General features: G+C 28.7%; 26 protein-coding genes. 6 read left to right on the top strand and 20 right to left on the bottom strand.

The features are described from left to right. Positions 1-83: 83 nt before the first annotated feature. From IO99_RS12235 to IO99_RS12255, 5 genes are all read right to left on the bottom strand, one after another. Entirely contained in the window at positions 84-3,578 is a 3,495-nt protein-coding gene (locus IO99_RS12235; protein ID WP_035133825.1) for an AAA family ATPase, read from the bottom strand. Next, positions 3,565-4,791 (bottom strand): exonuclease SbcCD subunit D, encoded by a 1,227-nt coding sequence (locus IO99_RS12240; RefSeq protein WP_035133826.1) that lies wholly within the window; start codon positions 4,789-4,791, stop codon positions 3,565-3,567. The genes IO99_RS12235 and IO99_RS12240 overlap by 14 nt, the downstream gene beginning before the upstream one ends. Before the next feature lie 16 nt (positions 4,792-4,807). Then, on the bottom strand, positions 4,808-5,371 hold the full coding sequence (locus IO99_RS12245; RefSeq protein WP_035133827.1) for a histidine phosphatase family protein: 564 nt from the start codon (positions 5,369-5,371) through the stop codon (positions 4,808-4,810). A gap of 258 nt (positions 5,372-5,629) precedes the next feature. Then, positions 5,630-7,123, bottom strand: coding sequence for a sodium/pantothenate symporter (panF, locus tag IO99_RS12250; protein WP_051824091.1), 1,494 nt, complete (start codon positions 7,121-7,123; stop codon positions 5,630-5,632). Between the two features lie 15 nt (positions 7,124-7,138). Beyond that, on the bottom strand, positions 7,139-7,429 hold the full coding sequence (locus IO99_RS12255; protein WP_035133828.1) for a YhdT family protein: 291 nt from the start codon (positions 7,427-7,429) through the stop codon (positions 7,139-7,141). Between the two features lie 288 nt (positions 7,430-7,717). On the opposite strand from IO99_RS12255, the gene IO99_RS12260 reads away from it, so the two are divergent. From IO99_RS12260 to IO99_RS12270, 3 genes are read left to right on the top strand one after another with little or no spacing between them, the layout of a single operon-like run. Next, positions 7,718-8,542 carry a transporter substrate-binding domain-containing protein gene (locus tag IO99_RS12260; protein ID WP_035133829.1) on the top strand — a complete coding sequence of 275 codons (825 nt, stop codon included), beginning with the start codon at positions 7,718-7,720 and terminating at the stop codon, positions 8,540-8,542. Positions 8,543-8,569: 27 nt separating this feature from the next. Further along, a complete protein-coding gene (locus IO99_RS12265; protein ID WP_035133830.1) occupies positions 8,570-9,250 on the top strand; it encodes an amino acid ABC transporter permease in 681 nt (226 codons plus the stop codon). Then, a complete protein-coding gene (locus tag IO99_RS12270) occupies positions 9,237-9,959 on the top strand; it encodes an amino acid ABC transporter ATP-binding protein (RefSeq protein ID WP_035133831.1) in 723 nt (240 codons plus the stop codon). The genes IO99_RS12265 and IO99_RS12270 overlap by 14 nt, the downstream gene beginning before the upstream one ends. 337 nt (positions 9,960-10,296) lie before the next feature. Here IO99_RS12270 and IO99_RS12275 read toward each other — a convergent pair whose 3' ends face one another. From IO99_RS12275 to IO99_RS12310, 10 genes are all read right to left on the bottom strand, one after another. Beyond that, positions 10,297-10,656 carry a VOC family protein gene (locus IO99_RS12275; RefSeq protein WP_035133832.1) on the bottom strand — a complete coding sequence of 120 codons (360 nt, stop codon included), beginning with the start codon at positions 10,654-10,656 and terminating at the stop codon, positions 10,297-10,299. A 137-nt stretch (positions 10,657-10,793) separates the two neighbouring features. After that, complete coding sequence (locus tag IO99_RS12280; RefSeq protein WP_035133834.1) at positions 10,794-11,465, bottom strand: DUF1905 domain-containing protein; 672 nt, start codon at positions 11,463-11,465, stop codon at positions 10,794-10,796. A 791-nt stretch (positions 11,466-12,256) separates the two neighbouring features. Continuing rightward, a complete protein-coding gene (locus IO99_RS12285) occupies positions 12,257-13,630 on the bottom strand; it encodes an MFS transporter (protein ID WP_084178169.1) in 1,374 nt (457 codons plus the stop codon). Between the two features lie 44 nt (positions 13,631-13,674). Next, entirely contained in the window at positions 13,675-14,958 is a 1,284-nt protein-coding gene (locus IO99_RS12290; RefSeq protein ID WP_035133835.1) for a radical SAM/SPASM domain-containing protein, read from the bottom strand. Positions 14,959-15,164: 206 nt separating this feature from the next. Continuing rightward, the gene (locus IO99_RS12295; RefSeq protein WP_035133837.1) at positions 15,165-15,347 is read right to left on the bottom strand and encodes a hypothetical protein; all 183 of its coding nucleotides are present in this window, start codon (positions 15,345-15,347) and stop codon (positions 15,165-15,167) included. A 66-nt stretch (positions 15,348-15,413) separates the two neighbouring features. Then, a complete protein-coding gene (locus IO99_RS19090) occupies positions 15,414-15,590 on the bottom strand; it encodes a hypothetical protein (protein WP_156964351.1) in 177 nt (58 codons plus the stop codon). Between the two features lie 20 nt (positions 15,591-15,610). Beyond that, entirely contained in the window at positions 15,611-15,772 is a 162-nt protein-coding gene (locus IO99_RS19095) for a hypothetical protein (RefSeq protein ID WP_156964352.1), read from the bottom strand. 24 nt (positions 15,773-15,796) lie between these two features. After that, positions 15,797-16,369 carry a helix-turn-helix domain-containing protein gene (locus IO99_RS12300; RefSeq protein WP_035133839.1) on the bottom strand — a complete coding sequence of 191 codons (573 nt, stop codon included), beginning with the start codon at positions 16,367-16,369 and terminating at the stop codon, positions 15,797-15,799. A 27-nt stretch (positions 16,370-16,396) separates the two neighbouring features. After that, positions 16,397-17,668, bottom strand: a complete 1,272-nt coding sequence (locus tag IO99_RS12305; RefSeq protein ID WP_035133841.1) for a M16 family metallopeptidase — start codon at positions 17,666-17,668, stop codon at positions 16,397-16,399. 199 nt (positions 17,669-17,867) lie between these two features. Further along, positions 17,868-18,047, bottom strand: coding sequence for a hypothetical protein (locus IO99_RS12310; protein ID WP_035133843.1), 180 nt, complete (start codon positions 18,045-18,047; stop codon positions 17,868-17,870). 186 nt (positions 18,048-18,233) lie between these two features. On the opposite strand from IO99_RS12310, the gene IO99_RS12315 reads away from it, so the two are divergent. Further along, entirely contained in the window at positions 18,234-19,544 is a 1,311-nt protein-coding gene (locus tag IO99_RS12315) for a helix-turn-helix domain-containing protein (RefSeq protein WP_035133845.1), read from the top strand. Between the two features lie 107 nt (positions 19,545-19,651). On the opposite strand, the gene IO99_RS12320 is transcribed toward IO99_RS12315, so the two are convergent. Together IO99_RS12320 and IO99_RS12325 are read right to left on the bottom strand one after the other, a co-directional pair. After that, positions 19,652-20,728, bottom strand: coding sequence for a helix-turn-helix domain-containing protein (locus IO99_RS12320; protein WP_035133848.1), 1,077 nt, complete (start codon positions 20,726-20,728; stop codon positions 19,652-19,654). Between the two features lie 187 nt (positions 20,729-20,915). After that, positions 20,916-21,449 carry a flavodoxin domain-containing protein gene (locus tag IO99_RS12325; protein WP_035133850.1) on the bottom strand — a complete coding sequence of 178 codons (534 nt, stop codon included), beginning with the start codon at positions 21,447-21,449 and terminating at the stop codon, positions 20,916-20,918. Positions 21,450-21,719: 270 nt separating this feature from the next. Between IO99_RS12325 and IO99_RS12330 the strand changes: the two genes are divergently transcribed. Together IO99_RS12330 and IO99_RS12335 are read left to right on the top strand one after the other, a co-directional pair. Next, positions 21,720-22,457, top strand: a complete 738-nt coding sequence (locus IO99_RS12330; protein WP_035133852.1) for an NAD-dependent protein deacylase — start codon at positions 21,720-21,722, stop codon at positions 22,455-22,457. 153 nt (positions 22,458-22,610) lie between these two features. After that, a complete protein-coding gene (locus tag IO99_RS12335; protein ID WP_035133854.1) occupies positions 22,611-23,270 on the top strand; it encodes a GTP pyrophosphokinase in 660 nt (219 codons plus the stop codon). A 124-nt stretch (positions 23,271-23,394) separates the two neighbouring features. Here IO99_RS12335 and IO99_RS12340 read toward each other — a convergent pair whose 3' ends face one another. From IO99_RS12340 to IO99_RS12350, 3 genes are all read right to left on the bottom strand, one after another. Continuing rightward, positions 23,395-23,796, bottom strand: coding sequence for a hypothetical protein (locus IO99_RS12340; protein ID WP_035133856.1), 402 nt, complete (start codon positions 23,794-23,796; stop codon positions 23,395-23,397). A 107-nt stretch (positions 23,797-23,903) separates the two neighbouring features. Then, positions 23,904-24,335 carry a DUF2752 domain-containing protein gene (locus IO99_RS12345; protein WP_035133858.1) on the bottom strand — a complete coding sequence of 144 codons (432 nt, stop codon included), beginning with the start codon at positions 24,333-24,335 and terminating at the stop codon, positions 23,904-23,906. Between the two features lie 61 nt (positions 24,336-24,396). Then, complete coding sequence (locus tag IO99_RS12350; protein WP_035133860.1) at positions 24,397-24,657, bottom strand: hypothetical protein; 261 nt, start codon at positions 24,655-24,657, stop codon at positions 24,397-24,399. Positions 24,658-24,800 lie beyond the last annotated feature (143 nt).

A 24,800-nucleotide genomic window follows, 5' to 3' on the forward strand; every position in this document is an offset into this window, starting at 1 on the left:
AACTTCTTATCTTAAGTTACATCCTCATTTACATTTCTCTTAATGCCAATAATCTATTATAACATTAAAAATCATTGTTGCAATTAACTTCTTTCAATCTTAACTTTACTTCCACCTCTACCTGATTCCGCTGGAGTAATTACTAATTTTACTGGTACCCTATTTTTTATAGATTCTACGTGACTTATTATTCCTACCTTAAGTTTATCATTATGAATTCTCTCTAAGGAGCTCATAACTACTTCTAGTAAGTCATCATCTAGTGTTCCAAAGCCTTCATCTAAGAAGAATAGCTCTAAGGGTGCTGTTCCCTTAAGTTGAATTTCTGAGGATAGTGCTAAGGCTAAAGCTAAGGATGTTAGGAATGTCTCTCCCCCTGAAAGTGTGGATGCATCTCTTGAGGCTCCTCCATTTTTATAGTCTCTTATTATAAATTTGCCCTGTTCATCTACTTCTAAACCATAAGTTCCACTAGTAATTTCCTTAAGTCTTTTAGAGGCTTCCATGGATACATATTTTAGTCTAGTAGCAGCTACAAACTCAACAAACTTTTTACCCTTAAATAGCTTTTCTAAATCATCAAGAAGAGCTAATTTATGATCTAATTTTTCTTTTTTATCTAACAATTCCTTTAACTCCAATAGTTTTTTCTTTATATAATTAACTTCTTCTGAACATCTTATATTTACTTCCGTAAAAGCTTTTATTTCCTCTTCTTTTATAGCTTTTTCTTCTTGAACCTGATGCCAAGCTTCTTCACTTACTTCTCTTCCATTTATCTTTATAAGTAAACTTTCAATAGCCCCATTAACCTTGGATATGCTGTTATTATACTCTTCAATAAATGTCTTTAATCTCTCCATTTCCACCTTAGAAATCACATTATCTTTAACCTGCTCTATATCTTCAAAACTTTCCTTCCTTAAGCAATCCTTCAAGTAAGTTCTTTCTTCTGCCTCTCGTTTATCTAACTGTCTAACCTTACTTATGATTTCTATTAAAGCTTCATTACAGCTTTTAAAGTCTTTTTCCATGGATTCCTTTTTCTTATCATAACCATTAAAGGAATCTTCTATAGTCTTTATTTCTTCCTGCAGCTGCATTAATAAGTCCTTGAGATTATCGAGATCTCCTACCTTAGCTTTTATTTGAAGCTCCTTCTCCTCTGCACTTTTTTCTTTTTCTATAAGGGCAGATTTTTCTTTAGCTAAGTTTTCTCTAAGAGAATTTATGCTTATTTGTAAGGATTCCTTGCTATCTATTAGATCATCTAATCCCTTTCTATACTTTCTTATGTTCTTTTCTAACTCTTCTCTTTCTTTTTCTATCCTTAATATTTCTTCATTTTTTTCTTGAAAATTTTCTACATTGATAGAATTTTTTATGCTACTAATATCATTTTCTAAATCACTACAAGATAGAGTATTTTTATTAAATTCTAGCTCTACATCATTATATTGCTTTTCCTTTTCTTCTACTACTGATTTAATAGTATTTCTTTTACCTTCTAAGGATAGTTTTTCTTCTTTTAAGGTTTTTATAACAGTCTCTAAAACTTCTTTATCTTTATTATACTGTGAAAGTTCTTTATCTAGTGCTTTAAATTTTTCTTCTAATATTGCTAGATTCCCAACTTTAAAATCATCCCCTAAAGCTTTTATTTCTAGTTCTTTAGCCTTAATGTTTTCTTCTAAATTTAAGATTTTAGTGTTGTCCCTAGTAATATTCATTTCTATTTCCTTAAGTTGATTTTCAAAGTCATGCAGTTTTTCATTTTTTCCAGTTAAGTCTAGGTTTTCTATATGCCTTATATTCTCAACATGATGCTCTAAAGAACCACAAACAGGACAAGGTTCACCCTTATTTAAATTTTCTCTAAGCTCACTTGCTAAAGTCTCAACCTGTAGCTCTAATATTTCTGCTTTTAAACCTTTAATGGCCTCATCTATCCTAGACTTATTTTTCTCATATTTATTTACTGCTTCCCTTAAATTTTTAATAATTTCTTCTGAGCTTATAATAACTTCAGTTGCAATGCTATATCTTTTAGTCTTTTCTGTTTCCTCTGATATCCTTCTTTGAAGATTCAAAAGATCAGTAGATTCTCCTGGACAAGTATTAATTAGCTTCTCTAACTCCTCTTCCTTTTCTATAAGCAATACTTCCTTTTTACTAAGTTCTTCTCTGCATAAATCCTCTTTTACGTGTTCTTCTTCCATAAACTTTTTAAGTTTTGTTAAGGTTAATCTATCTTTATCTACTAAAGCTTTTAAGTCTAAAAATCTTTCATTAAGTCTAATACCCCTTTGAACCTTTTCCTTTAAGTCACTATCTATCTTAAGGGCTTCAAATTTCATCTCAGTTTCTTTTATAACATTTCCACCTTTAAGAATTCTTTTATCTAAAATATCTATTTCTCCCTGAGCTTTCTGTCCCTGCTCATTTAAACTTTTAACACTTTCTCTTAACTCACTAATATTAACTTTTAAAGCATCTAAATTTTTCTTTTCTATTAAAGCATCCTTAACCTTTTCTTCTTTTACTTTTAAGTCAGGTAACTCCTTATCCTTTTTCTTTCTCCAAAAATTCCACTTACTTTCTAGTTCATCTTTTTCTACTTTTAATTTTTCATATTGGAGATTTAATGCATTTTCCTTTTCCTTCGAGGCTTTTAAATCTCTTAGAGTATTTTCATAGCTTTCTATATAAGGTAAAACCCTAGCTGCACCTTCACCAATTTTTAGTTTTTCCTTATACTCTTCTATTTCTTCAGCTTTTTCCATTAGAGCTTTTTTCTTTTCCTCATAGTCTTTAATATCTAAGCTTAACTTCCAAACTTCTTCTTTTTCCTTAAAATCTTCTGCTAACTTCTTAAGTTCCTCATTACCTTTTTTTAGTATATCTGTTGAAGCTTTTAGTTCTTCCTCTTTTTCTTTTAATGTATCCTCATTTATCTTTTCATAACCCTTAAGCTCACCAGATAGCTCCTTGTATTTACTTTCTTCCTTGATTACTTCAGCCTTTAACTTACTTGAAAGATTATCTCCATACTTTTGTAAATTAAATAATCTCTCAAGCATATCTCTTCTCATTCTACCCTCTAACCTTAAAAACTCACTAAATTTTCCTTGAGGTAACACTACAGTTCTAGTAAAATCCTCTAAACTTAATCCTATAATCTCTCTACAAGCTGCAGTAACTTCCTTCACCTTATCTGCTAAGATTATGGGCTCCTCTAAAGTCATGTCTATTATCTTACATTTCCCTGATATAGGATTACCCGTTTTCTTATCCCTTTTAAATTCTCTATCTACAACATATCTCTTAGGCTTTGCTCCTGAAATTTGAAAGGTATAACTTAAAGCTAGGCTATCACAATTAGTATTTATAAAGTTTGAACTTTTTCTTGAAACCTCTCCATATAAAGCTAAAGTTATTCCATCTAATACTGTAGATTTTCCACTGCCAGTAGGTCCAAATATACCAAAAAAGCCTTGCTCCGTAAGCTTTTCAAAATCTATAAATTGCTCTTCATTAAAGCTATTTAATCCCTTAATTTTAAGACTAATTGGTTTCATTATCTTGGCCCCCTTCTTCCGAGATTATAGACATAAGTAAATCAACCACTTCATCCTCTGCATCTACTCCTCTTTCTCTTTTATAAAAATCCTTAAATATCTCTTCAAAGGATTTTTCAGAAAGACTCCTAGCATTTTCATCCTCTTCCTCCACCCCTATAATCTTAGGCATAATTTCTAGGATATCTCTTTTTAATATCTTCATTTTCTTTATTTCATCTTCATTTATATATCTATCTGTAGAAATTTCAAGATAAACCCAACAATTTCTATCCTTATTTTCCTCACACTTTAAGATAGCTTCCTCTACTCCATTACATTTCCACACCTCAATGGGCTTATAAACCTTTATTTCCACCTCTTCTATAAGGCTATCTTCTCCAGCCTTCACATCTACTATAAAACATTTATTTTTAAAGCTAATTTCCTTTTTATTATAATGAAGAGGCGAACCTGAGTATCGTGCTCTTTTATTAGTTCCAGGGACTATTTGAGGCTTATGCACATGACCAAGAGCTATATATTGAGCTGACTCTGGAAAACAACTGCCATTTACTATATAGCTTCCTCCTAGTTGTATGCTTCTCTCTGAACCACTTTCTTCACTCCCCATGGCAAATAGGTGTGATACTACTAAATTTATAGTATCTTCTCTATAATGACCTTCTAAAGTGTGAAATAATTCATGTATTCTATCACTATAAGACATTAATTTTTCTTCTTCACTTTCCATGCCACTATACAATATTTCATTTAATCTTTTTTCACTGGGATAGGGTACTGTTAATATAACTGCTCTTTCTCCATTAACTTCAACTTCAATAAACCCTTCTCCAGATTCAATAAGTCTGTGTTTTCCATAGCTCCCTGGTTGAACTATAGTTTTTGGAGTTCCCACCATAATTATTCCATGGTCCATAGCTAAAGGTCCTGCTGCCACTAATCTCTCTGGATTATCATGATTTCCCGATATTACAAGGGTTAGCCTTTCACCATTTCTAGAAATTCTCTTTAAAGTATCATAAAACATTTTTTCAGCTCTAGCTGGTGGATTACTTGTATCATAGACATCTCCTGCAATAATAACCAAGTCTATATTATTTTCTTCTACTATATTTACAAAGTCCTTTAAAAACTCTTCTTGCTCATCCATCCTACTCTGACCCTCTAGATTTTTTCCTAGATGCCAATCTCCAGTATGAAGTATTCTCAATTTTGTTCCTCCTCCATTAATCTATATCTACTTCTTTAAATCCTATAAATTCCTCACCCTTAAATTCCATAACAATAATCCAAGGCATAATACTTTTTATTCTATTAAACTCCTCATAACCAAAGGCTTTATTATAATAATTCAATATTGTACTTAAAGCTGTGCCATGAGTTCCTATTACTACATTTTCGCCTTTATTTTCATTTAATATTTCTTTTAGTGCTGTTATATTTCTCTCTTGCACCTGTCTAAGACATTCACCCTTAGAAAGCTTGTACTCAAAATCCTCCCATTGACATTTTACAAATTCATTAAAATCATCTATCCATTGATCTGTAATAGTCCGCTCCCTTAAATCCTCTTTAGTTACTACTTTTAAATTTAACGCATTAGCTAGCTCTTTAACCGTATCTATTGCACGTTTATATGGACTTGAATAAATTCCATGTATTTTTTTGCTTTTTAATACTTCTGCTACCCTTTTACTATCTTCTAATCCTTTATCAGTTAACGGTCTAATGAAATCATCATGAATTGAAAAGTCAGGCTCACAATGTCTAACAAAATATATATTGGTCATTTTTCCCTACCCCCTATAAATAAACTCTAATTCTATATTATTCTATTATACCTTAAGTTATTTTGTAGTATCATCTTTAATTAAAAACTTACTAGTATTTTTTGAATACTATTGAAGAAAGAAAACTAAAAAAGAGTTATATCAAAACAATTTTCTAATCTTAATTAAATATTGTACATTCATTTAAAATAAATATAAGTTCAATATTAATTTAACATTAATTTTGTTTTGATATAACTCTAAACTCATTTAAACACTTTATTCTTCTATACCATAGAATAATTCTATTACATCTCTATCTGGTTTTTTCCCAATATAACTTCCCATTAAGAATGTAATTATAGCTACCGCAAGAGCCGGCACTATAGGTTGAACTCCCATTGGTGCAAACTTTGTGATATAAAATATTATAAAGGAACCAACACCGCAAATCATAGATATTATAGCTCCCATAGCATTAGCCCTTTTCCAATATAACCCAAAGACCACTGGACAAAAGAAAGCAGCCTCTAATCCACCAAAGGCAAATAGATTAATAAAAGTAAGTAATGATGGAGGTTGTATTGCAAGAATAAACACTATAAGCCCTATAATTGCTGTGGACCATAGACTCATTTTTGATATTTTCTTTTCAAAATCTTTACCTTCTTTTACATCATAATTTTTCATAATATAGTTCATATATATATCTTTTATAATTGCAGCAGAAGATAAGATTAACATAGAAGATACCGTTGACATAACTGCTGCTAGTGGTGCTGCAAGAAATATTCCAGCAGCTACAGGATGCATAATATTAATTACTAAAGTTGGAATAACAGTATCTGAATTTGCAATTCCTTTTGGAAGAATTGCTGCAGAAAGTACTCCTGCTAAAAGCATTCCAAACATTAAAATAAAAAATACTACTGTTCCATAAATCATAGCATCATGCATGGATTTACTATTCTTAAACCCCATAGCTCTAACTGTATTTTGAGGAAGTCCAAGGGTTCCTACTCCTACTAATACCCAAAAGGACATGATGTATCCTTTACTAAAATGTTCTCCAGATAAAGGGGTATTCCATACTGGATTAACTTCATTTAAAGTAGCTGAAATAGTATCCATTCCCCCGCCAACCTTTATAATGGAGTAAATAATTAGACCTGTACCTATTATCATTATAATTCCTTGAATTGTGTCAGTAACTACTACTGCTTTAAAGCCTCCAATGGTAGTATATATAATTACTATTGTACCGAAAAGAATTAGTCCTACCAAATAGGAATACCCTGTAATAGATTGGAATAATACAGCTCCTCCAATAAACTGCGCCACCATAGTTACAATAAAAAATATTACTAAAGCAATAGATGCCATTATAACTACTGTGGGTGATTTATATCTTTTGTATAAATAATCTGTAACTGTTACAGCATTAATTTTTCTTGATATTATAGCTAGCTTTTTCCCTAAAATCCCCAAGGTCAAAAATGCTGTTGGAACTTGAGTTACTGCTACAAATACCCAACTTAATCCTACAGAATAAGCAATTCCAGGTCCACCAATAAAACTGCTAGCACTAGTATAAGTTGCAATTAATGTCATGGCAAGAACAAACCCTCCCATAGATCTTCCACCTATGAAGTAATTATTTATAAATCCATTTTTAGCATTTTCTTTTGCTGAATTTTTGCTAATCCAAACTCCTACAAATAAGTTTAATGCTAAATAAAGAATAATTGGTATTACAATTAACATTTTTTCCATACTACATTCCCCACTTTATTTTTCCTTATGATTATTCTTTTGTTCTTCATCATTTTCCAAATCCATATCCACAAATAAATACTTTACAGTAAATGTTACTGCTACAATAAGTATTATTGGTCCTACAAAACTACTTAATACAAACCACAATGGTAGTCCCATTACATATTTATAAGTAGATGGCTCTCCACTTCCTAGCCCAAAACCAGTAATATACCACCACATAAAATAAAGTATATACAAAATAATAGAAATGATAGCTTCTTTATTCATTTGTCGATTCTTAGCTTTTTCTGATAATTTCATAATCTTACTCCTCTTGATTTCAACATAAATAAGTTTTCTAGAGCTGTACTATTTAGTAATAAGCTCTCATTTTAACAACATAGTAATATTATCACGTCACCATTGAGTTCACAATGGTTTTCATAATTTATTTTCCCCTAATATAGTATTTTAACTTAAATAAATATAAATTTTTTTAATTAATATAAATCTTTTTTAAAAAAATATTAAAAAACTATTGCATATTTATAAGTTATAGTTGTATAATTATGCAACGGTAATAAATTATTATACAAGGGGGATACAATAATGAAAAAAGGTATACTAAAGAAAATTTTTGCACTAGCTATGGTAGGTACCATGTCACTATCTTTAATGGCATGCGGTAATAAAGAAGAGGTGGACTTGCTATCTAAAATAAAAAAAGAAGGAAAATTAAAAGTAGGTATGAGTGTTGATTACGCACCTTATGAATTCTTTATAATGGAAAATGGTGAAAAGAAAACCGTTGGTCTAGACATATCTCTAGTAAGTGAAATTGCTAAAGATTTGGGTGTAGAATACGAAATTCAAGAGATGGAATTTAGCACTATTTGTGATGCTACAAGAAATGGAATCATTGATTTAGGAGTGTCTGGACTATCAGTTAATGAAGAAAGAAAAGAAGTTATAGATTTCTCAAATATATATTTTCAAGCAGAACAAGGAATATTGATAAATAAAAACAATTCTGAAACTATTAAAAGTATTGATGATTTAAAAGGTAAAAAAGTAGGAGCTCAAAATGGTTCTACACAAGCTACTTTAGCTCAGGGAATTGAAAATGCTGATGTTAAGCTATTAGCACAAGTTCCAACTTTAATTCAAGATTTAATAGCTGGAAACTTAGATGCAGTAATTGTTGAACTTCCAGTAGCTGATATACAAGCTATAGTTCATGAAGAATTAGCTGTTGCAAAAGAAAAAATTAATGATACTTCCGGTGGTGGTTCTGCTATAGCTATTTCAAAAGGACAACCCGCTTTACTAGAAGCAGTTAATAAAACATTAGAAAGATTAGAATCTGAAGGTAAAATACAAGAGTTTTATAAAGAAGCTATAAAATTAAGTAAAGATGAGGTTACAGCTCAATAATTTTTACTAGCTACAAAGGAGGAAGCTATGTCTAATTTAAGTTTTAAGTTTTTAGAAAAATATTATCCAGTGTTTATAGAAGGTATTCAATGGACTTTATTAGTAGCAATGCTATCAGTTCTATTTGGAGCAATCCTAGGAACCCTTCTTTGCTTCATGAAAAGGTCCAAGTTATCTGTATTAAAAGTACCTATTCCTAAGGTTATAGCTTCTATTTATATAGAATTCATAAGAGGAACACCTTTATTACTACAAATTTTTATAGTATATTTTGGTACAACCTCCTTTGGAGTTAAGCTTACTCCTTTAGTAGCTTGTGTAATAGCACTTTCACTTAACTCAGGAGCTTATGTTGCAGAAATAATAAGAAGTGGAATCGATGCAGTAGATAAAGGACAATTAGAGGCTGCAAGAAGTCTAGGTATGAATCAAAGAATGGCCATGCAACATATTATATTACCACAAGCCATAAGAAATATTTTACCTGCTATTGGTAATGAGTTTGTCGCTATAATAAAGGAATCATCTATGGCATCAGCTATAGGTGTAGCCGAAATTACTTATGGTGCTAAGCTAGTTACAGGTGCCACCTATAGAAACTTTGAGCCTTTAATTGTAGCAGCAATCTGCTACTTTATCCTGACATTTACTCTAGGAAGATTAATGGCTTATGCAGAAAGGAGACTTAAAGGAAATGATTCACGTTAAAAATTTAAAGAAAAACTTTGGAGAACTAGAAGTTTTAAAGGGAATTGATGAACATATAACTAAAGGAGAAGTTGTTGTAATTATTGGCCCTTCTGGTTCTGGTAAGTCTACCTTCTTACGTTGTCTTAATCTACTAGAAGAACCGACTTCAGGGGAAATTATATTTGAAGGAAATAATATAACTGATAAAAAGGCTAATATAAATAAACTAAGAGAAAAAATGGGGATGGTATTTCAGCAATTTAATCTCTTTCCTCATAAATCAGTATTAGAAAATATAACTATATCACCTATTAAGGTAAAAGGCGAAACGGTTCAATCAGCTAATGAAAAAGCTCTATCTCTTTTAAAAATGGTAGGTCTAACAGATAAAGCTAGCGCTTATCCAAGCTCCTTATCTGGTGGACAAAAGCAAAGGATAGCAATAGCCAGAGCTTTAGCCATGAACCCAGATGTAATGCTATTTGACGAACCTACTTCTGCTTTAGACCCTGAAATGGTTGGTGAAGTTTTAAACGTTATGAAAGAACTGGCCAAAGAAGGTATGACCATGGTGGTAGTAACCCATGAAATGGGATTTGCAAGAGAAGTTGGAGATAGAATTTTATTTATGGATGAAGGAAAAATTCTAGAAGAAGGCACTCCAGACGAACTTTTCGGAAATCCTAAAAACTCTAGAACTATAGATTTCTTATCTAAGGTTTTATAAATCAATAAAATTCTTAATGAATTTTCATAAAATAATTTAGCACAGTATATACTTATACTTCATATATAAACAAATTTCTAAGCTTCAGAGGGAGTTTTTACTCCCTCTGAAGCCTAGAAATCGTTATTCCAGGGACGTAGCAGCTCGTTACTCCCACTTTAAAGAAGATGGGAGTATTAGAGCTGGTGATCATCGGATAAAGCACACTAAAATAACCAGTAATTTATTTTCAAAATAAACTTACTGGTTATTTATATTACTATTATTTATAATTTCGTAGTAGCGTAACCTATATTTATCAATACGCTAAATCAGCCTTTAAAAGTTAAAATGTCTTTTAATGCTTTTGTCTAACTCCAATTTTCACGCCATTTGGATCATGTATAAAGATATATTTTTCCATAGGCCCATTAATTATTTTTATATTTTGCTCCTCTAATTTTCTTACAGCTTTATTGAAGTCATTTACATTAAATACAATAGAAACATTTGAACCATTGACTTTTTCTACCCCTGTAAAATTATTTGGATATTCTATTAATTCAATAATTCCATCCTCTTCATCCTTTAAGAAAACAATGTGTATTCCATCTGGAGTATCTATTCTTTGCATTTCTTTTAACTCTAAAATTTCTTTATAAAACTTTTCTGACTTTTCTAAATCTGCTACTGCTATCGTAACCATTTCTAAATTCATAAATACTACCTCACTTTATTAACTTTACATCTACTACGATATATTTATAATATCCTCTTTATTTATATATTTTATATTAATAGCCTTTATATAATATTACACTTTATTTACATAAAAATCCTACTATAATCTTTTAGTTATTCAACAGTAATCTCTAAATAACTAATCACATTCTCATATAAATAATCTTTCATAATTCCATAGGTAGGATCATAATATGTTCCACTATAATAAACCATAAGATGGTTCTTTTTATTTCCTCGGACATTAATTATGCAACATTTAGGGAACTTTACTTCTCTTCCCCTTGTATAAATAAATTTATCTGAATGAGCTATACCGTAATAATCTAGTGCCTCAATGACTTTGCTTATACTTGCCAGACATTTATTACTGTGCATAACATTTATTATTTCATCAATAGGTAATCCAGTTAACATAGCAATGCATGTTTGTCCACAAAGCCCCTTATCTGGTTGCTTAACATATTCTATGCTATCAATCTTTCTTATAGGGTTTTCCTTGCTATATAGACTATCGAAATTAATTCTAGTTAATCCCTCAATTATCTCAAATTTAACACAGACTTCATTCACCGAGCTTATTTTATTCAAAACTGACTTTACAATTGGAATGTAATAAACGCCTTTTCCCTTTGGCATCAACCTACACTCAAAAGATACATCATTAATGATTACCTTAACAGGTATCATCCCTTTTACTTTGCATGTTTCCCATACATTAAAAGGAATAGATATAAATGTTCTATTACTCTCTTTAAAAAAACTAGAGTTAAATGAATATCTCATAATCAAACCTCACATTTTTTTTATTTTTACATCTAGATATAAACTAGCAATATACATATTATGTATTTTTCCCTTTTTTATCATATTCATCATGATTGAAAACAGCATATTATCCTATTTTCTAAATATTCATATCCTAATTTAAATAACCAGTTAACTTCAAATATTTCACTAGTATAGTTCAATTATACAACAAAAATTATAAAAATATTAACTATATATAAATAGATTATATAATTGTATTAGTAATAAATATGTTAGAAAATCAAGTTACTTTACATATAGGTAAAAATTTTATTTATATATAAGGAATATTAATTTGAAAATCCCTTGGAGTATTTCCAAGGGATTTTTAAGTTCAATGTTACATAATTTTTTAATATTTTTTAAATATACTCTTAGATTATAGCTATTTCTAATTTCTTTGAAGATGAACTAGTTAAAATTTCAAATATAATGGATAATACTATTATTATTGTGCTTACTATTGCTACACATATATAAACTGGAATTTTATCTAAGTAATATTCCAAAGACTATTTGCCCTAAAGGAGTAGCTGCTACTGGTAGAGTACCTAAAACAGATTATACTCTCCCCATCATAAAGTTAGAAGTCTCTTGCTGTAATATCGTTCCCAGTAGTATATTGTTAATTCCACTTAATAAGTCTAATAATACCATCATCTTCTTTCCATCAAACTGGGCCTATCTGCAAAACTCCAGCGAAAGAGCCTAAAATTGACACAAAGCCTCCAAAAACTAGAAGTGAAAAGTTTTTTTGATTTAATAATTTAATATTCATTTTGATTTACATCGTATGATACTTCTGGTTGAGATAATATTAATTCTTCATCATTTATTACAGGCTCATTATCATCATAATAACTTTTTTTATTTGAGTTATCTACAATAGTAGTTTCATCACTATTCCATAAACTTTTTCTAAATATCATACTACTTATAAAATATATTAATGAAGTTAACGCTAAACATATCCAAGCCTCTATCTTATCAAATAAAAATCCGAATATCATCTGACCGACAGGCATAGCTGCAATTGCTAACGAAGATAATACAGTTCCTACTCTTCCCATAAGAGGTAAGGGTACCTGCTGTTGAAACATAATTCCTGATGCCATATTTCCTAAAGATATTATTAATCCTATAATGAATGTAATTCCTATTAAGCTAATATATGGTACTATATTATTATTAAATAAATCTAAATATAATGATGATGGTATTATAGCCATAAATGCAACTAATATAGATGTAATAAAAATATCTAGAAATAATATTTTACCTACACTAAATTTTTTAGAAATTCTACTCATCATAAAAGGTGATATAATCGCAGATATTACAAGTATAGATTCTAAAAGTCCATATTGATAATCAGTTACTTTTAGTATTTCTTTTGAAATAAAGGCTAACCCTATGGAGCTTATAGGTGCAAAAGCGAAATTTGCTATACACGCAAAAGAAATTACAGTAATCATTATTTTTTTACTTTTTATAAACTTAATCCCTTCTAAAAAATCATTGAAAAAAATATTTGCATTGACTTTTTGAGGTTTTTTGTTTAATTTAGGTATATCTATAAACATTTCACTTATGGCTGATAAAATAAAGCTTATAGAATTTACAATTAATATCGCAAGTATACCATAAATTCCAAATAAAACTCCTGCTATTGCCGGAGCCATTAAATTACCTATATTTAGTATAAGAGAATTTATTCCATTAGCATCTACTAGGTCCTCTTTATTTGCAATACTTGGTAATACTGTAGTAATAGTAGGCTGAAATAATAAGGATATAAATGATAATAAAACTACAAGCACATATATGCTACCTAAAGATAACTTTCCATTAATCATAAATATAATTGCATATATTCCAATAAGTAGTCCACTAAGCATATCTAAACCAACTATTATTTTTTTTCTGTCAAACCAGTCAACAAGAACCCCAGCCAGTGGTCCAATGATAATTTTAGGTACTAACGTTATGGCTAAAACTGATGCAAATTTAGCTGCTGAGCCTGTAATTTTTAATACATATAAAGATAATGCAAATCCTTGCATTTCGCTTCCTACAAGAGATACTAATTTTCCTAGCATTAATAATAGAAAATTCTTTTGCTTTAAAAGTTTAAAATTCATAACTTCTTTTCTCCCTTAATCTTTTATTAAACAATAGTTCGAAATTATATAATATTTAATTCTTTAACAAGATTACGCTTAATATCACTATAAATTTCTAGTCTAATTATATCCCAGAAGTCCTTTCCAATCTTATGTTTAGCAACACAGACATTTTTATCTTTATAACGTTTAAGGTAACATCCACCTAAACATAGTGGAAGTCTATTACATGTTTTACAGTTTTCATTATCTAATGCAGATGTAGATCTAAATTTATAAAATTCTGATTCATTTTTTAAGAATAACTTGCCTGCTTTACCTATACTACCAAAATTAAATCCTTTTTCTGCGCACATTTGACATGGTGTTATTGTACCATCTGGTTGAACTGTAATAGAATTAATAAAACTACCTTCACATATTTGAAATTGTTTTCTAGAAAATTTAAAGTTAAATCCTTTATCAATTGCTATTCTATAAAGAGGAAACAAATCCACATCTTCTATGTTTTGAAATATATTGCATATATTTACTATTATTTTGTTTCGCTTATTTTTAGGTATTAAATCAAATAGTTTTGGAATAGATTCTGCATTATTCTGATCTACGTTTATTCTTAAATATAACGGAATATCTTTATCTGCTATTTTATTTATATTTTCTAGTATTTTATCAAATGTACCACTACCATCCGCTAATGGTCTTTTTTTATCATGAAATTCTCTGTAACCATCTAATGTTATTTGAATTCTTTTCATGTTAAACATATCTAGGTCACTAATATTTTCATCATTGAACAAATAACCATTTGTAGTCATTGTTGAGCAATAATTACAACCTTCATTTTCACATATATCCTTAAAAATTTTAGTCATTTTTTTAATTTTTTCAAATTGAAGCATTGGTTCTCCACCAAACCAACATACTTGTAATGTATTAACTTCTTTAGAAATTCTTTTAACAAAATCAATTAGGTTTTCAATAGTTTTATCACTAATATAAGAATTTTTACGCTCTTCAAAGCAATAAGAGCATCTGAAATTACAATCTAATGTTGGAGAAATAATCAATATAAATCTTCTATCTTGATATTTTGTCTTATTAAAAAGATATGTAATTTTTTCAAACTCATCTAGATTATCTTCTATTACAATTCCATTTTTAATAAAAATCTTTAATACTTCAGCTTCATTAATAGAATACTTTTCTTTATTTATATTATTTAATATGTTTTCTATACAATCTCTTTTAATATCATCATATAGTACATATTTTCTTGATATAGTATTATAAATAGCATGCTTATTGTCAATATCTAGTTTCATATTATAATTTGATAATTTCATGTAATACCAACTCCTTATAATAAAAAATTTTAAACAAATTTCATTAAATCTATTATGGTATTATAAATTTATTTTGCAAATTTATTAGTTTATTAAATGAATTTGTAAAATAAACCTATACTGCTTTATTAATATTTAAACCTTTTTAGGTTATATAATTTAGGAGCATTTATGACTAAATGCTCCTAAATATATCTTGCAAATAATTACCAACAGCAAAAACTATTAGCTTGTTGTGCTGCTGCTTCTTCATCTACAAATAGATCCAATCCTTCATTTTGAATAGCATTTGCTAATTCCTCAGATGTAATTACAACCTTTCCATCTTCAACTTTATACATGTCCTTACCTAAAGCTACAACATTTTTGTTTTCCATTTTGTTTTCCATTTTGATTTTCCCCCTTAAAATTTAAAAATTTAATTTTTATATAATAATATAAAATTATTACCTTAATTAATAAGTATCTGGTTCATAAAGGCCAGTACTTGCAGAGTTAGCTTTTTCATATTGAAATAAATTAGCTTCCTCATTTCTATTGATTGATACCAATGCTTCAAGTTCTTTGAGTCTATCTTCTTTTTCATCTTTAAATACTTCTCTATCTATTGGATATATATTTTCTTTTTTCATGATAATATCCTCCAATACTCTTATCTACTACCTGGAAGTCCAAAAATTTCAATTCCTATTCCTGGTCTTTCTTCTTTTGAATTAATATCTAACGAAGGATCTTGTATTTCTAAATCTTTTAAATTTCCATTTTCGTCTTTTTCAATTTTTATGTCAATTTTTCTTTTTTTATCATTTTCCATGATATCTCCCCCCTTTTCAAAGTATTAATCTCCTAATTTATAAGGTGCTAAAATACTTATAAACCCATAAGTATCAGAAGATTCTAAATTTTCTAGGGACTGATATTTGATAAATAGCTCATCCAATTCTTTCTTAAATTCTGCCATTTTTTCTTCATCAGCTTTGATGAAAAAAGCTTTTATTTTGTGAGGCTTATCGCTATATTTATTGATATTTATTATGATATCTCTAGTTAATGATGCAAAATGTTGTGCTGATAGTTCCGCATTTTCCTTCCCATCATTATCCTTACAGTTATCTTTTAGATAATTTAGTATTTCTACATCTGTAGATGCTAAATTATAGGTTTTTTCTAATTTACCTTCGATAATTTTTTTATCTGTTATCTTAATAAGATTTGCTTCTATAAGCCTTTGAATATAGAGTTGTATTGAAAAACTTGGTACATTTAATTCTTTAGATATTTCTTTTACGGTCTTTGAGCCAGAGAGTAGTATTAGAAGAATATCGAAAGCTTTACCATTTAATATATCTTCTTTAAGCTTATCTTCTTCATTTATTAGGGATATATCATATATGCAAGGAATATCACTCATACCACAACCTCCATTCATTAATTTAATTTAATTTAATTTAAGTAATGAAATTACTTGATCTACATCACAGTTTCCGATAGCTGCTAATCCCATCTTTTCTTCTACAAATATATCTTGTACTGTATTATATAAGCTTTCATTATTTATTTTTTTAATGTTTCTTATTTCTTGTTCTAATGAAAATAGTTGGCCATTAGAGGAACATTTACCCAAAAATTTTAATTGTGATGTTAAATCATCTAAATCTAGTAAGGTTCTTGTTTCAAGTACTTTTTTTACTCTATTAATTTCTTTGTCTGTAAACCCTTCATTTTTAACTTTATGAAATTCATCCATCATGATTTTTACTACTTCATTTACTGATTCATTTTCACAAACTGCTGTAAATCCAAGGGTACCTCTATTTTCATAAAAACTTGTGAATGCCCCTATGCTGTAAGCGAGGCCTTTTTTCATTCTTATTTCTTGAACTAATCTTGATTCTAAACTAACATCACCTAGTATTTTGGCTATGATATCTATGTTAGTTCTCTCTGCATCCATGTATGATGGAGTTCTAAATCCTATAGATATTGCAGTACTTTTCCCACTTCTATTGGAGTTGAAATAGATACCAGGTTCACTATCTACTATTTCCTTATACTTTCTAGTCTGGGTATCTTCCCATCTAGTAAAATTTTCTTCAATTATATCTAAGGTTTTTTGATAGTCTATACCTCCTACAATTACAAGAGTTGTATTTTCAGGAGTATAGGAATCTTTTACAATGTTTTCCAAATCATCAGATTTAGCATTGTTTACATTTTCAATATTACCTACAATTATTCTTCCGACCCCAACATTTCCCCAAAGAGATTGACTAGTTCTTTCTTTTATTTGATTAAATGAAGAGTAGAAGGATATAGTTTCTTGAGTTACAACCTTTTTTTCATTTTCTATAAGTTCCTTAGTAAATGTTTTATTATCTATTACTATTGTAGATAATGTTTCTATACATTTTTCTAACATATTAGATAATCCAGTAAAATAATATGAAGTTGTTTCCTTGGTAGTTCCTGCATTATATACAATGCCTTCAGATGATACTTCATTTATTAACTTTTTAAACCTTGGATTATTATCATTTTCTATATTTATCATTAAATGCTCTATTAAGTGAGATAATCCATTTTGCTCATCACTTTCATGTTTGCTTCCTTGTTTTATCCAGATACCACAAGCCATAGTTCTAACATGAGGTATTTTATGCATTATAACTCGTAGTCCATTTTCTAGATAAACACTCAATATATCATACAATTATTATCACCTACCACCTTAGGTTTTTATTTTGTAAGTATTTTTGTTTACAAATACAGATTATCACGATTCTAAAGATTTGTAAATAGATTTTTTTACTTTTTTTATTTTAATATTCAAGTTCATATTTAATACTGTATGAAATCCTTGATTTTATATAAATAATTTATAAAAAATAAAATTAGTATACCTTTGATTTTTATTTAGGAAGACCTTCTCCGGGTTCTTCTGTCATTGGAAATATACCATGACTAGTGTCTAACCTATCCATACTAATATTATCAACATTATTGACCACCATATTTCTATTACCTTGATATAAGCCGATGAGTGTAAATAATCCCATCATTATTGATAAAGATATTATTGTTTTTTTCATTTTAATCCTCTCCTTTTTATATAAATAACTTAATGTAAACTCTAAAGTTTAATGTAAGCATTAGTTTTTACAATTATAATTTACCATATTATGTATTGATTGTAAAGCTTTTATTTTACAAAATTTATTTTCAATGATATAATTTAAATAGTATAAAACCAAATACTAAATAAGGAGAGTTATAGAATGGAAATTTTATCACCAGGTCAAAAAATAAGAAAAATTAGAAAAGAACTTAAAATTAATCAAAAAGAAATTACTGGGGGTGAAATAACCCGTGAACTTATTAGCATTATTGAAAACGATAAGTCTACTCTCACACCAACAGTAGCACATATAATTACAGATAATATAAACCGAATATGCAAAGAAAGGAATATAGATTTTAATTTAGATACCGAGTATTTACTAGAGGATATTAATGCCCAAACAAATAAAATCGCTAGTAGATATATAGATTTTTTATGTAATAATGAAGACAATATTTCAAAGGATTTTACTAAGGATATTGAAGAAATAGAACTATTTTTATTGAAATATGATGTCCCTGAGAAAAAAATGATTATATATGAAAAAATTGGAGACATATTAAAAAAGCAAAAGGAATTTAACAGAAGTTATATATACTACATAAAAGCTTTTGAAAATCACAACAGATTATTTAATGATATTAGATTATTTAATCTCCTTCAAAAGTTAGGGGGTATATGCATATATCTAGATAAAGATAAAGAGGCTCTAGATTTTAATAATTTAGCACTTGTATATAATGATACAATATCAGAAGATTTAAGGTATAAAGTGATGTATAACAGCACATTAGCTTATATGCATCTTAATGAACATGATAAAGCTTTACTTGAAATTGAACATATTGAGAGTACATTTAAGACACTTACTAAAGAAAATATACTTGAACTTAATATATTAAAAGTAAATTGTCTTAGATATAAAAAGTTTTATAGTGATGCATTAAATGTAAACAAATCTATGTTAAGTACACTAAGTAATAATGATACAGAAAACATTATATTAATTACTGCAAATATCCTTGATATATATACAGTGTTAAAGGATATAAATAATATAAAAATATATATAGATAAACTAATTTATATAATAAGTAATTGTAGCAATGTTAAGGAAAGCTATCCTTGTCCTAATGCTTATAATCAACTTGGGATTTCTACTAAATTAATTGGTAATATAGAGCTTTCTATTGAATGCTATAAGAAGTCAATACAACTGGCTAAATCTCAGAGAAATCGAAGAGTATTATTAAAATCTTTAGACCAGCTTTTGACTATACTTATAGAAGAAAATAATTTAGAAGAAATAAATACTTTTAAAAATGAAGTTCTTGAATTAATTTCATTAAACATCATTGACCCGAGTATCACTCCGGTACTAAAACTTATGAAGTTTTATAGTGATATTGGGAGTCAAGAAAACTTAAGCAGCTTGTTAAATTTTATATTAGAATGTAAAAAAGATTAACAACCCAAAAAACAGTAGAGAATTTGTATTACTTTCTCTACTGTTTTTATTTAATTTCTATTAAAATTCTCCGCATAACCTAACAACTTAAAATCACATAAATTGCTTTACATTTCAGAAACAGCATTTTTTAGTGCTTTAATTGCCTCTTCATACTCTAGGCTTCCACATAATACTTTCAAATCCTCTTCATCCATAAGTGATTGAAATAATTTTTTTCTTATTATCTTCTGCCCTTCCACATTTACCTCTAGTTTAAGATTTTCAAAATAAGGGTTATTGCTATAGTCATATTCTGTAGAAAGTAGCTCTTTTACATAATTGTTAAACCATTTTGCAGCAAGCTCCTTATCTCCCACTTCAATATATAGTCTGCAGTAATTATATGCTCCTGAACCCATCCCTATTTTAAATGTATTTTCAACTTGATTTAGAGCATCTAAATACAAAGTTGCCTTTTCATAATTATGTTCATCTTTTGAGAGCCTTGCTAATATTGCTATCATTGCAATGCTTTGGTTTAAATACTGTAATAGCATTCCTTTACACATATTTTCTGCTTCTTCAATCTTTCCCTGTTTCTGTAACAATGAAGAATATAGTACCATGGGATCTATAAATGAATTTGATAATTCCTTAAGAGCCCTTTCACTTTCCTCATAGTTTTCTAAGGTCATTTGTATATTAGCAATAGAAAATAAAGCTACTGATATATACTTTGAAACCTTACTTTCAGTAACTTGATAAAGCAAAGTTAAGCAATACTCCATTCTTGATTTTATACATTCCTCCGAAACATTACCTGACATCATAGAATACATTTGAATCAATTGTGCAATTATCAATTTTAAATATATACTATTAGGGTACTCTTTCTCATATTCTTTACATCTTAATTCACCATCCATATAACCCTGATGTAAAAATACTTCAACTAATTCTTTTTTTATATTAATCACTTCTACTTCAGAAAGTTCTTGTTGAAAGGAAAGTAAAACATCTAAAGAGGTATCCAATGCTCTTGCCAATGGAGATAATAAAGAAATATCTGGTGTTGAATTTCCAGTTTCCCATTTACTTACCGCTCCAGCTGAAATACCAATCATACTTGCCAACTGCTCTTGAGTAATCTTTTTTTCTTTTCTTAAATGTAAAATAGTCTCTCCAATATTTAATCTATTCATATTCACTACCTCCGCCTTATATGGCTCTTTAAGTATCTTTATTATAAGCTTAATTACAACTATCAACAATGGAGAGTAGCTCATACTTAAGTTGAATAAACTTGAGTGGTATTCAACTTTATGGTTATAAGTTATGGTTATAAGTTATAGTTATTAATCTACTCTATGTCTCATATGCCAAATATCATTATAATTTTGTTTGTATAAATTCAATAAGTGGCTTAAGGTTTTCTTTGTTTGTCCAATCGAAGTTAGAGCCAATTGCTTGCATTAATGCAGCTTCCCAAGGTTCGTATTTGTTAGGGTCTTTTTTTGCAACAGCTTTTTTAAGAATATTACAAAGGGTTTTGTCTTTCCAAGACATACTTTTCTCATTCCAAGCACCACGACAATAAAAACATGGGATTTCATTAAGTTTCTCCTTAAAATTACGCTCTTTTATAGCAATCATAGCTTTTTCATCATATGGAGATGCTCCCACTGCAAAAACTACTATTCTTTTACCCTTTAGTTTTTCATAATGCTTTCTTAGAAAAGATACTCCTGCTATACCTGTTGCATAAATACCTCCACCTAAAATAATTGTATCGTATTTTGCAACTTGTTCTATATCAGCTTGTTTTGTTTCAATTATGTCACTTGATAGCTCTTCTGCTAACCATTCCGCATATTTTTTTGTAGCTCCATACTTTGATTGATATAGTACTACTATATTTTCCAACTTTAGTACCTCCTTGTATAACGATTTAATTATTTTTTTATTATACCTGTAATAGTAAAATGGTTTTTCTTTATATTTTAACTTTGTTTTTCCTAATATGATATCTTTTTGATCAATTTTAATATCCATTTATATCCTTACTATCATTTTAATACCACTATTAATAATAACACCAAATACAGTATTATCCAACATGTTCTATAAGTATATTTTATTTTCTATGACTTCGTGTCATAATAGGATTAATAAATAATTTATGGAGATGATTTTATGCGTACTGAAATAGAAAAACTAACACAAATTTTAAGAAATAGCAATAATATAGTATTCTTTGGTGGTGCAGGAGTATCTACCGAATCAAATATACCGGATTTTAGAAGTGCCAATGGGCTTTTTAATGCAAGACTTAACATGACTCTTTCTCCTGAACAGCTAGTTTCCCATACTTACTTTATAAGATTTCCTGAGGAATTTTTTAATTTTTATAAGGCAAAGCTTATATATCCTGAAGCTAAACCTAATGGAGCACATATAACCCTTGCTAACCTTGAAGAAATGGGTAAACTTAAAGCAATCATTACTCAAAACATTGATGGACTTCATCAAGCAGCTGGTTCTAAAAATGTATTTGAACTTCATGGCTCAATTCATAGAAACTATTGCATTAAGTGTAATGATAGCTATGATATGGATTTTATTTTAAATTCTAAGGGAATACCTACTTGTCCTAAATGCAGTGGAACTGTTAGACCTGATGTAGTTTTATATGAAGAAGGTTTAGATGAAAGTGTACTTAAAGGAGCTATCGATGCTATCTCAAAAGCAGACACATTAATTATAGGTGGAACTTCTCTAGTGGTTTATCCTGCAGCTAATCTTATAAACTATTTTAAAGGCAAAAATCTAGTGCTTATAAATAAAAGTAGTACTTCTGCTGATTCTAGAGCAGACTTAGTTATTCACGATTCTATTGGGAAAGTATTAAGTGAGTCAGTTAATTTTTTATAAAATAAAGGTAGTCATTGACTACCTTTTATTAACCAAAGTCTTATGTTATTTTCTCATTAATATTTCTATATTAATTTTATGTCCACTTTAATAAAAAAGCAATTTATATTATACTATTATAAGACCTAATACATATACAAAGGAGAATTTATTATGCCACAATTGCCTTTTAAGGATCTTAAAAACATAGATATTTCACAATTTGGTACCCAAATTGAAGATTTTAAATCTCTTTCTTTAAAATATCGTTGTGCCCTTCGTGAAATAGAAACAAAATTTGCAATACTTAATGATGAATATAAAAGTATTCACTCTTATAATCCTATTGAACATATGAAATCTAGACTTAAAGCTCCTGAGAGCATACTTGAAAAACTTCAAAGAAGAGGATTAGAACTCTCTATTGAGTCTGCAGAAACTTTAACTGATATTGCTGGAATTAGAGTTATTTGCTCTTTCCTTAGTGATGTTTATGAAATTGCAGCTTCAATTAAGGCACAAACTGATTTAACTATTATTAAGGAACGTGATTACATAAAAAATCCAAAAGATAATGGTTATCGTAGCCTTCATTTAGTTGTTAGTGTTCCTGTATTCTTCTCAAAGAAAGTTGAAAATGTTCCTGTAGAGATTCAATTTAGAACAATTTCAATGGATACTTGGGCAAGCCTAGAACATAAGCTTAGATATAAATATGAGGGCGAAATGCCTGATGATATTAGCACCATGCTGCTAAACTGTGCTGGTACTACAACACACCTTGATGAGGAAATGCTTATGGCACGTAACAGACTTATGAACAATCATGTTTAATGCTTAATTAAGTAACGTTTTTACAAATATATATTTATTTTTCATAAAATTTGAGCATGCTCTCTAATATAGAGACATGCTCAAATTTTATTTAAATTATTTTCTCTTAGGAAAGTTTTGTATTTTAATCTCTATTAGGAACTACTTTTGTATCATATAAAAGGTCATCTACTTGATAATCATTAATATTCAAATTTATTTTTTCCTGCATAAGATTTAGTATAAGTTCTTCCTTTTCATCTTCAAATATACCAGAGCTTTGAATATTTTCTATGAAACTATCTAAATCATAAATAATACAATCTCCTTCATAGGCTCCTAATTCAGTACATATATCTACTGAAGCTTGAAGGGGGTCTGTTCCATAATCAACATAGACTTTACTTCTATCATCTGATAATTCTTCTATTTTTCCTACATAATATCCTGCCACATATTTTCTTGCATCATCCTCTTCTCCAAAGCCTAATACGTCTCCATTTGGTGTAACAACTATATAATTATGATAAGGTACACGTGTATCCATAACTAAATGCATTCTCCTTTTCAGTGGATTTTGACTATACTATATATTAAGTTTTCCAAAGGATAGAATTATTATACTAAGGAAAAATGAAATAATTATTACATCGTCTAAACCCTTGATAAATCTAATATATAAAATAGAATTCCATAGATGATAAAAGAAAAGCACATAAATACATGATATATAACATCAAATTTTATTATATTATTTCTAAATTTATTATCCATTAACTTTTTCTTTGATAATAATATTTTCATTCTAAAAAAAATTTCAAATATCCCTAATAAAACTGCTGGTACTGATAATAAGTTTAGCTTAGTAGCAAAAATATCACCAGATATAATATTTCTCATATCTCTAGTAAATCCACAAAGAGGACAAGGTTCTCCTAAAATTCTATATGAAAGGCATCCATAGGTGATAGGAAATAATTTATTCACAGCTCTAGATATAAAGGGTAAAAATATCATAGCTATTACTAAAGTAATTAATATCACATTAAAAATATTATATTCTTTTATTATTCCTTCGCTTTTCAAGTTTTAACCTCCTTGTAACTAAAATAAGATGCCTATACAGACATCTTTTAATGATATAATTTTATACTGCTGCTCCTAATGAAGCTAATCCCACAATAAATATTAAAAATATAATAGCCATACATATTCCTATTATGGAACATATAAATCCACCTTTAGCCATTGCAAAAGCTTCACCTGATTCTTTCTTTTTCTTCATGTCTATAATTCCTAATACTACACCTACAACACCTAAAATTAGAGATAACCACCATAGGCACCCCCATGAAATTACAGCAAATACAATACTACAAATTCCAACTACTAATGAAGCAACACCCATACAAAATCCTCCTTGTAAATTTTATCACTCCATTCATTTTATTAATCTGTATCGAATATTATTACAATTTTATTAACAAAATCATTTATCAGATATGACTATATAAAATTTTAACTATATCAATAGATATATATATAACTATA

It is taken from the genome of Clostridium sulfidigenes, assembly GCF_000732635.1.
GTDB classification, from domain to species: Bacteria; Bacillota; Clostridia; order Clostridiales; family Clostridiaceae; genus Clostridium_J; species Clostridium_J sulfidigenes.

Excerpts from the sequence above, each read along its gene's own strand:
- IO99_RS12235 (WP_035133825.1), bottom strand. The coding sequence starts at position 3,578 with ATGAAACCAATTAGTCTTAAAATTAAGGGATTAAATAGCTTTAATGAA.
- IO99_RS12245 (WP_035133827.1), bottom strand. The coding sequence starts at position 5,371 with ATGACCAATATATATTTTGTTAGACATTGTGAGCCTGACTTTTCAATT.
- panF (WP_051824091.1), bottom strand. The coding sequence starts at position 7,123 with ATGGAAAAAATGTTAATTGTAATACCAATTATTCTTTATTTAGCATTA.
- IO99_RS12255 (WP_035133828.1), bottom strand. The coding sequence starts at position 7,429 with ATGAAATTATCAGAAAAAGCTAAGAATCGACAAATGAATAAAGAAGCT.
- IO99_RS12260 (WP_035133829.1), top strand. The coding sequence starts at position 7,718 with ATGAAAAAAGGTATACTAAAGAAAATTTTTGCACTAGCTATGGTAGGT.
- IO99_RS12265 (WP_035133830.1), top strand. The coding sequence starts at position 8,570 with ATGTCTAATTTAAGTTTTAAGTTTTTAGAAAAATATTATCCAGTGTTT.
- IO99_RS12270 (WP_035133831.1), top strand. The coding sequence starts at position 9,237 with ATGATTCACGTTAAAAATTTAAAGAAAAACTTTGGAGAACTAGAAGTT.
- IO99_RS12275 (WP_035133832.1), bottom strand. The coding sequence starts at position 10,656 with ATGAATTTAGAAATGGTTACGATAGCAGTAGCAGATTTAGAAAAGTCA.
- IO99_RS12280 (WP_035133834.1), bottom strand. The coding sequence starts at position 11,465 with ATGAGATATTCATTTAACTCTAGTTTTTTTAAAGAGAGTAATAGAACA.
- IO99_RS12285 (WP_084178169.1), bottom strand. The coding sequence starts at position 13,630 with ATGAATTTTAAACTTTTAAAGCAAAAGAATTTTCTATTATTAATGCTA.
- IO99_RS12290 (WP_035133835.1), bottom strand. The coding sequence starts at position 14,958 with ATGAAATTATCAAATTATAATATGAAACTAGATATTGACAATAAGCAT.
- IO99_RS12295 (WP_035133837.1), bottom strand. The coding sequence starts at position 15,347 with ATGGAAAACAAAATGGAAAACAAAAATGTTGTAGCTTTAGGTAAGGAC.
- IO99_RS19090 (WP_156964351.1), bottom strand. The coding sequence starts at position 15,590 with ATGAAAAAAGAAAATATATATCCAATAGATAGAGAAGTATTTAAAGAT.
- IO99_RS19095 (WP_156964352.1), bottom strand. The coding sequence starts at position 15,772 with ATGGAAAATGATAAAAAAAGAAAAATTGACATAAAAATTGAAAAAGAC.
- IO99_RS12300 (WP_035133839.1), bottom strand. The coding sequence starts at position 16,369 with ATGAGTGATATTCCTTGCATATATGATATATCCCTAATAAATGAAGAA.
- IO99_RS12310 (WP_035133843.1), bottom strand. The coding sequence starts at position 18,047 with ATGAAAAAAACAATAATATCTTTATCAATAATGATGGGATTATTTACA.
- IO99_RS12315 (WP_035133845.1), top strand. The coding sequence starts at position 18,234 with ATGGAAATTTTATCACCAGGTCAAAAAATAAGAAAAATTAGAAAAGAA.
- IO99_RS12320 (WP_035133848.1), bottom strand. The coding sequence starts at position 20,728 with ATGAATAGATTAAATATTGGAGAGACTATTTTACATTTAAGAAAAGAA.
- IO99_RS12330 (WP_035133852.1), top strand. The coding sequence starts at position 21,720 with ATGCGTACTGAAATAGAAAAACTAACACAAATTTTAAGAAATAGCAAT.
- IO99_RS12335 (WP_035133854.1), top strand. The coding sequence starts at position 22,611 with ATGCCACAATTGCCTTTTAAGGATCTTAAAAACATAGATATTTCACAA.
- IO99_RS12340 (WP_035133856.1), bottom strand. The coding sequence starts at position 23,796 with ATGGATACACGTGTACCTTATCATAATTATATAGTTGTTACACCAAAT.
- IO99_RS12350 (WP_035133860.1), bottom strand. The coding sequence starts at position 24,657 with ATGGGTGTTGCTTCATTAGTAGTTGGAATTTGTAGTATTGTATTTGCT.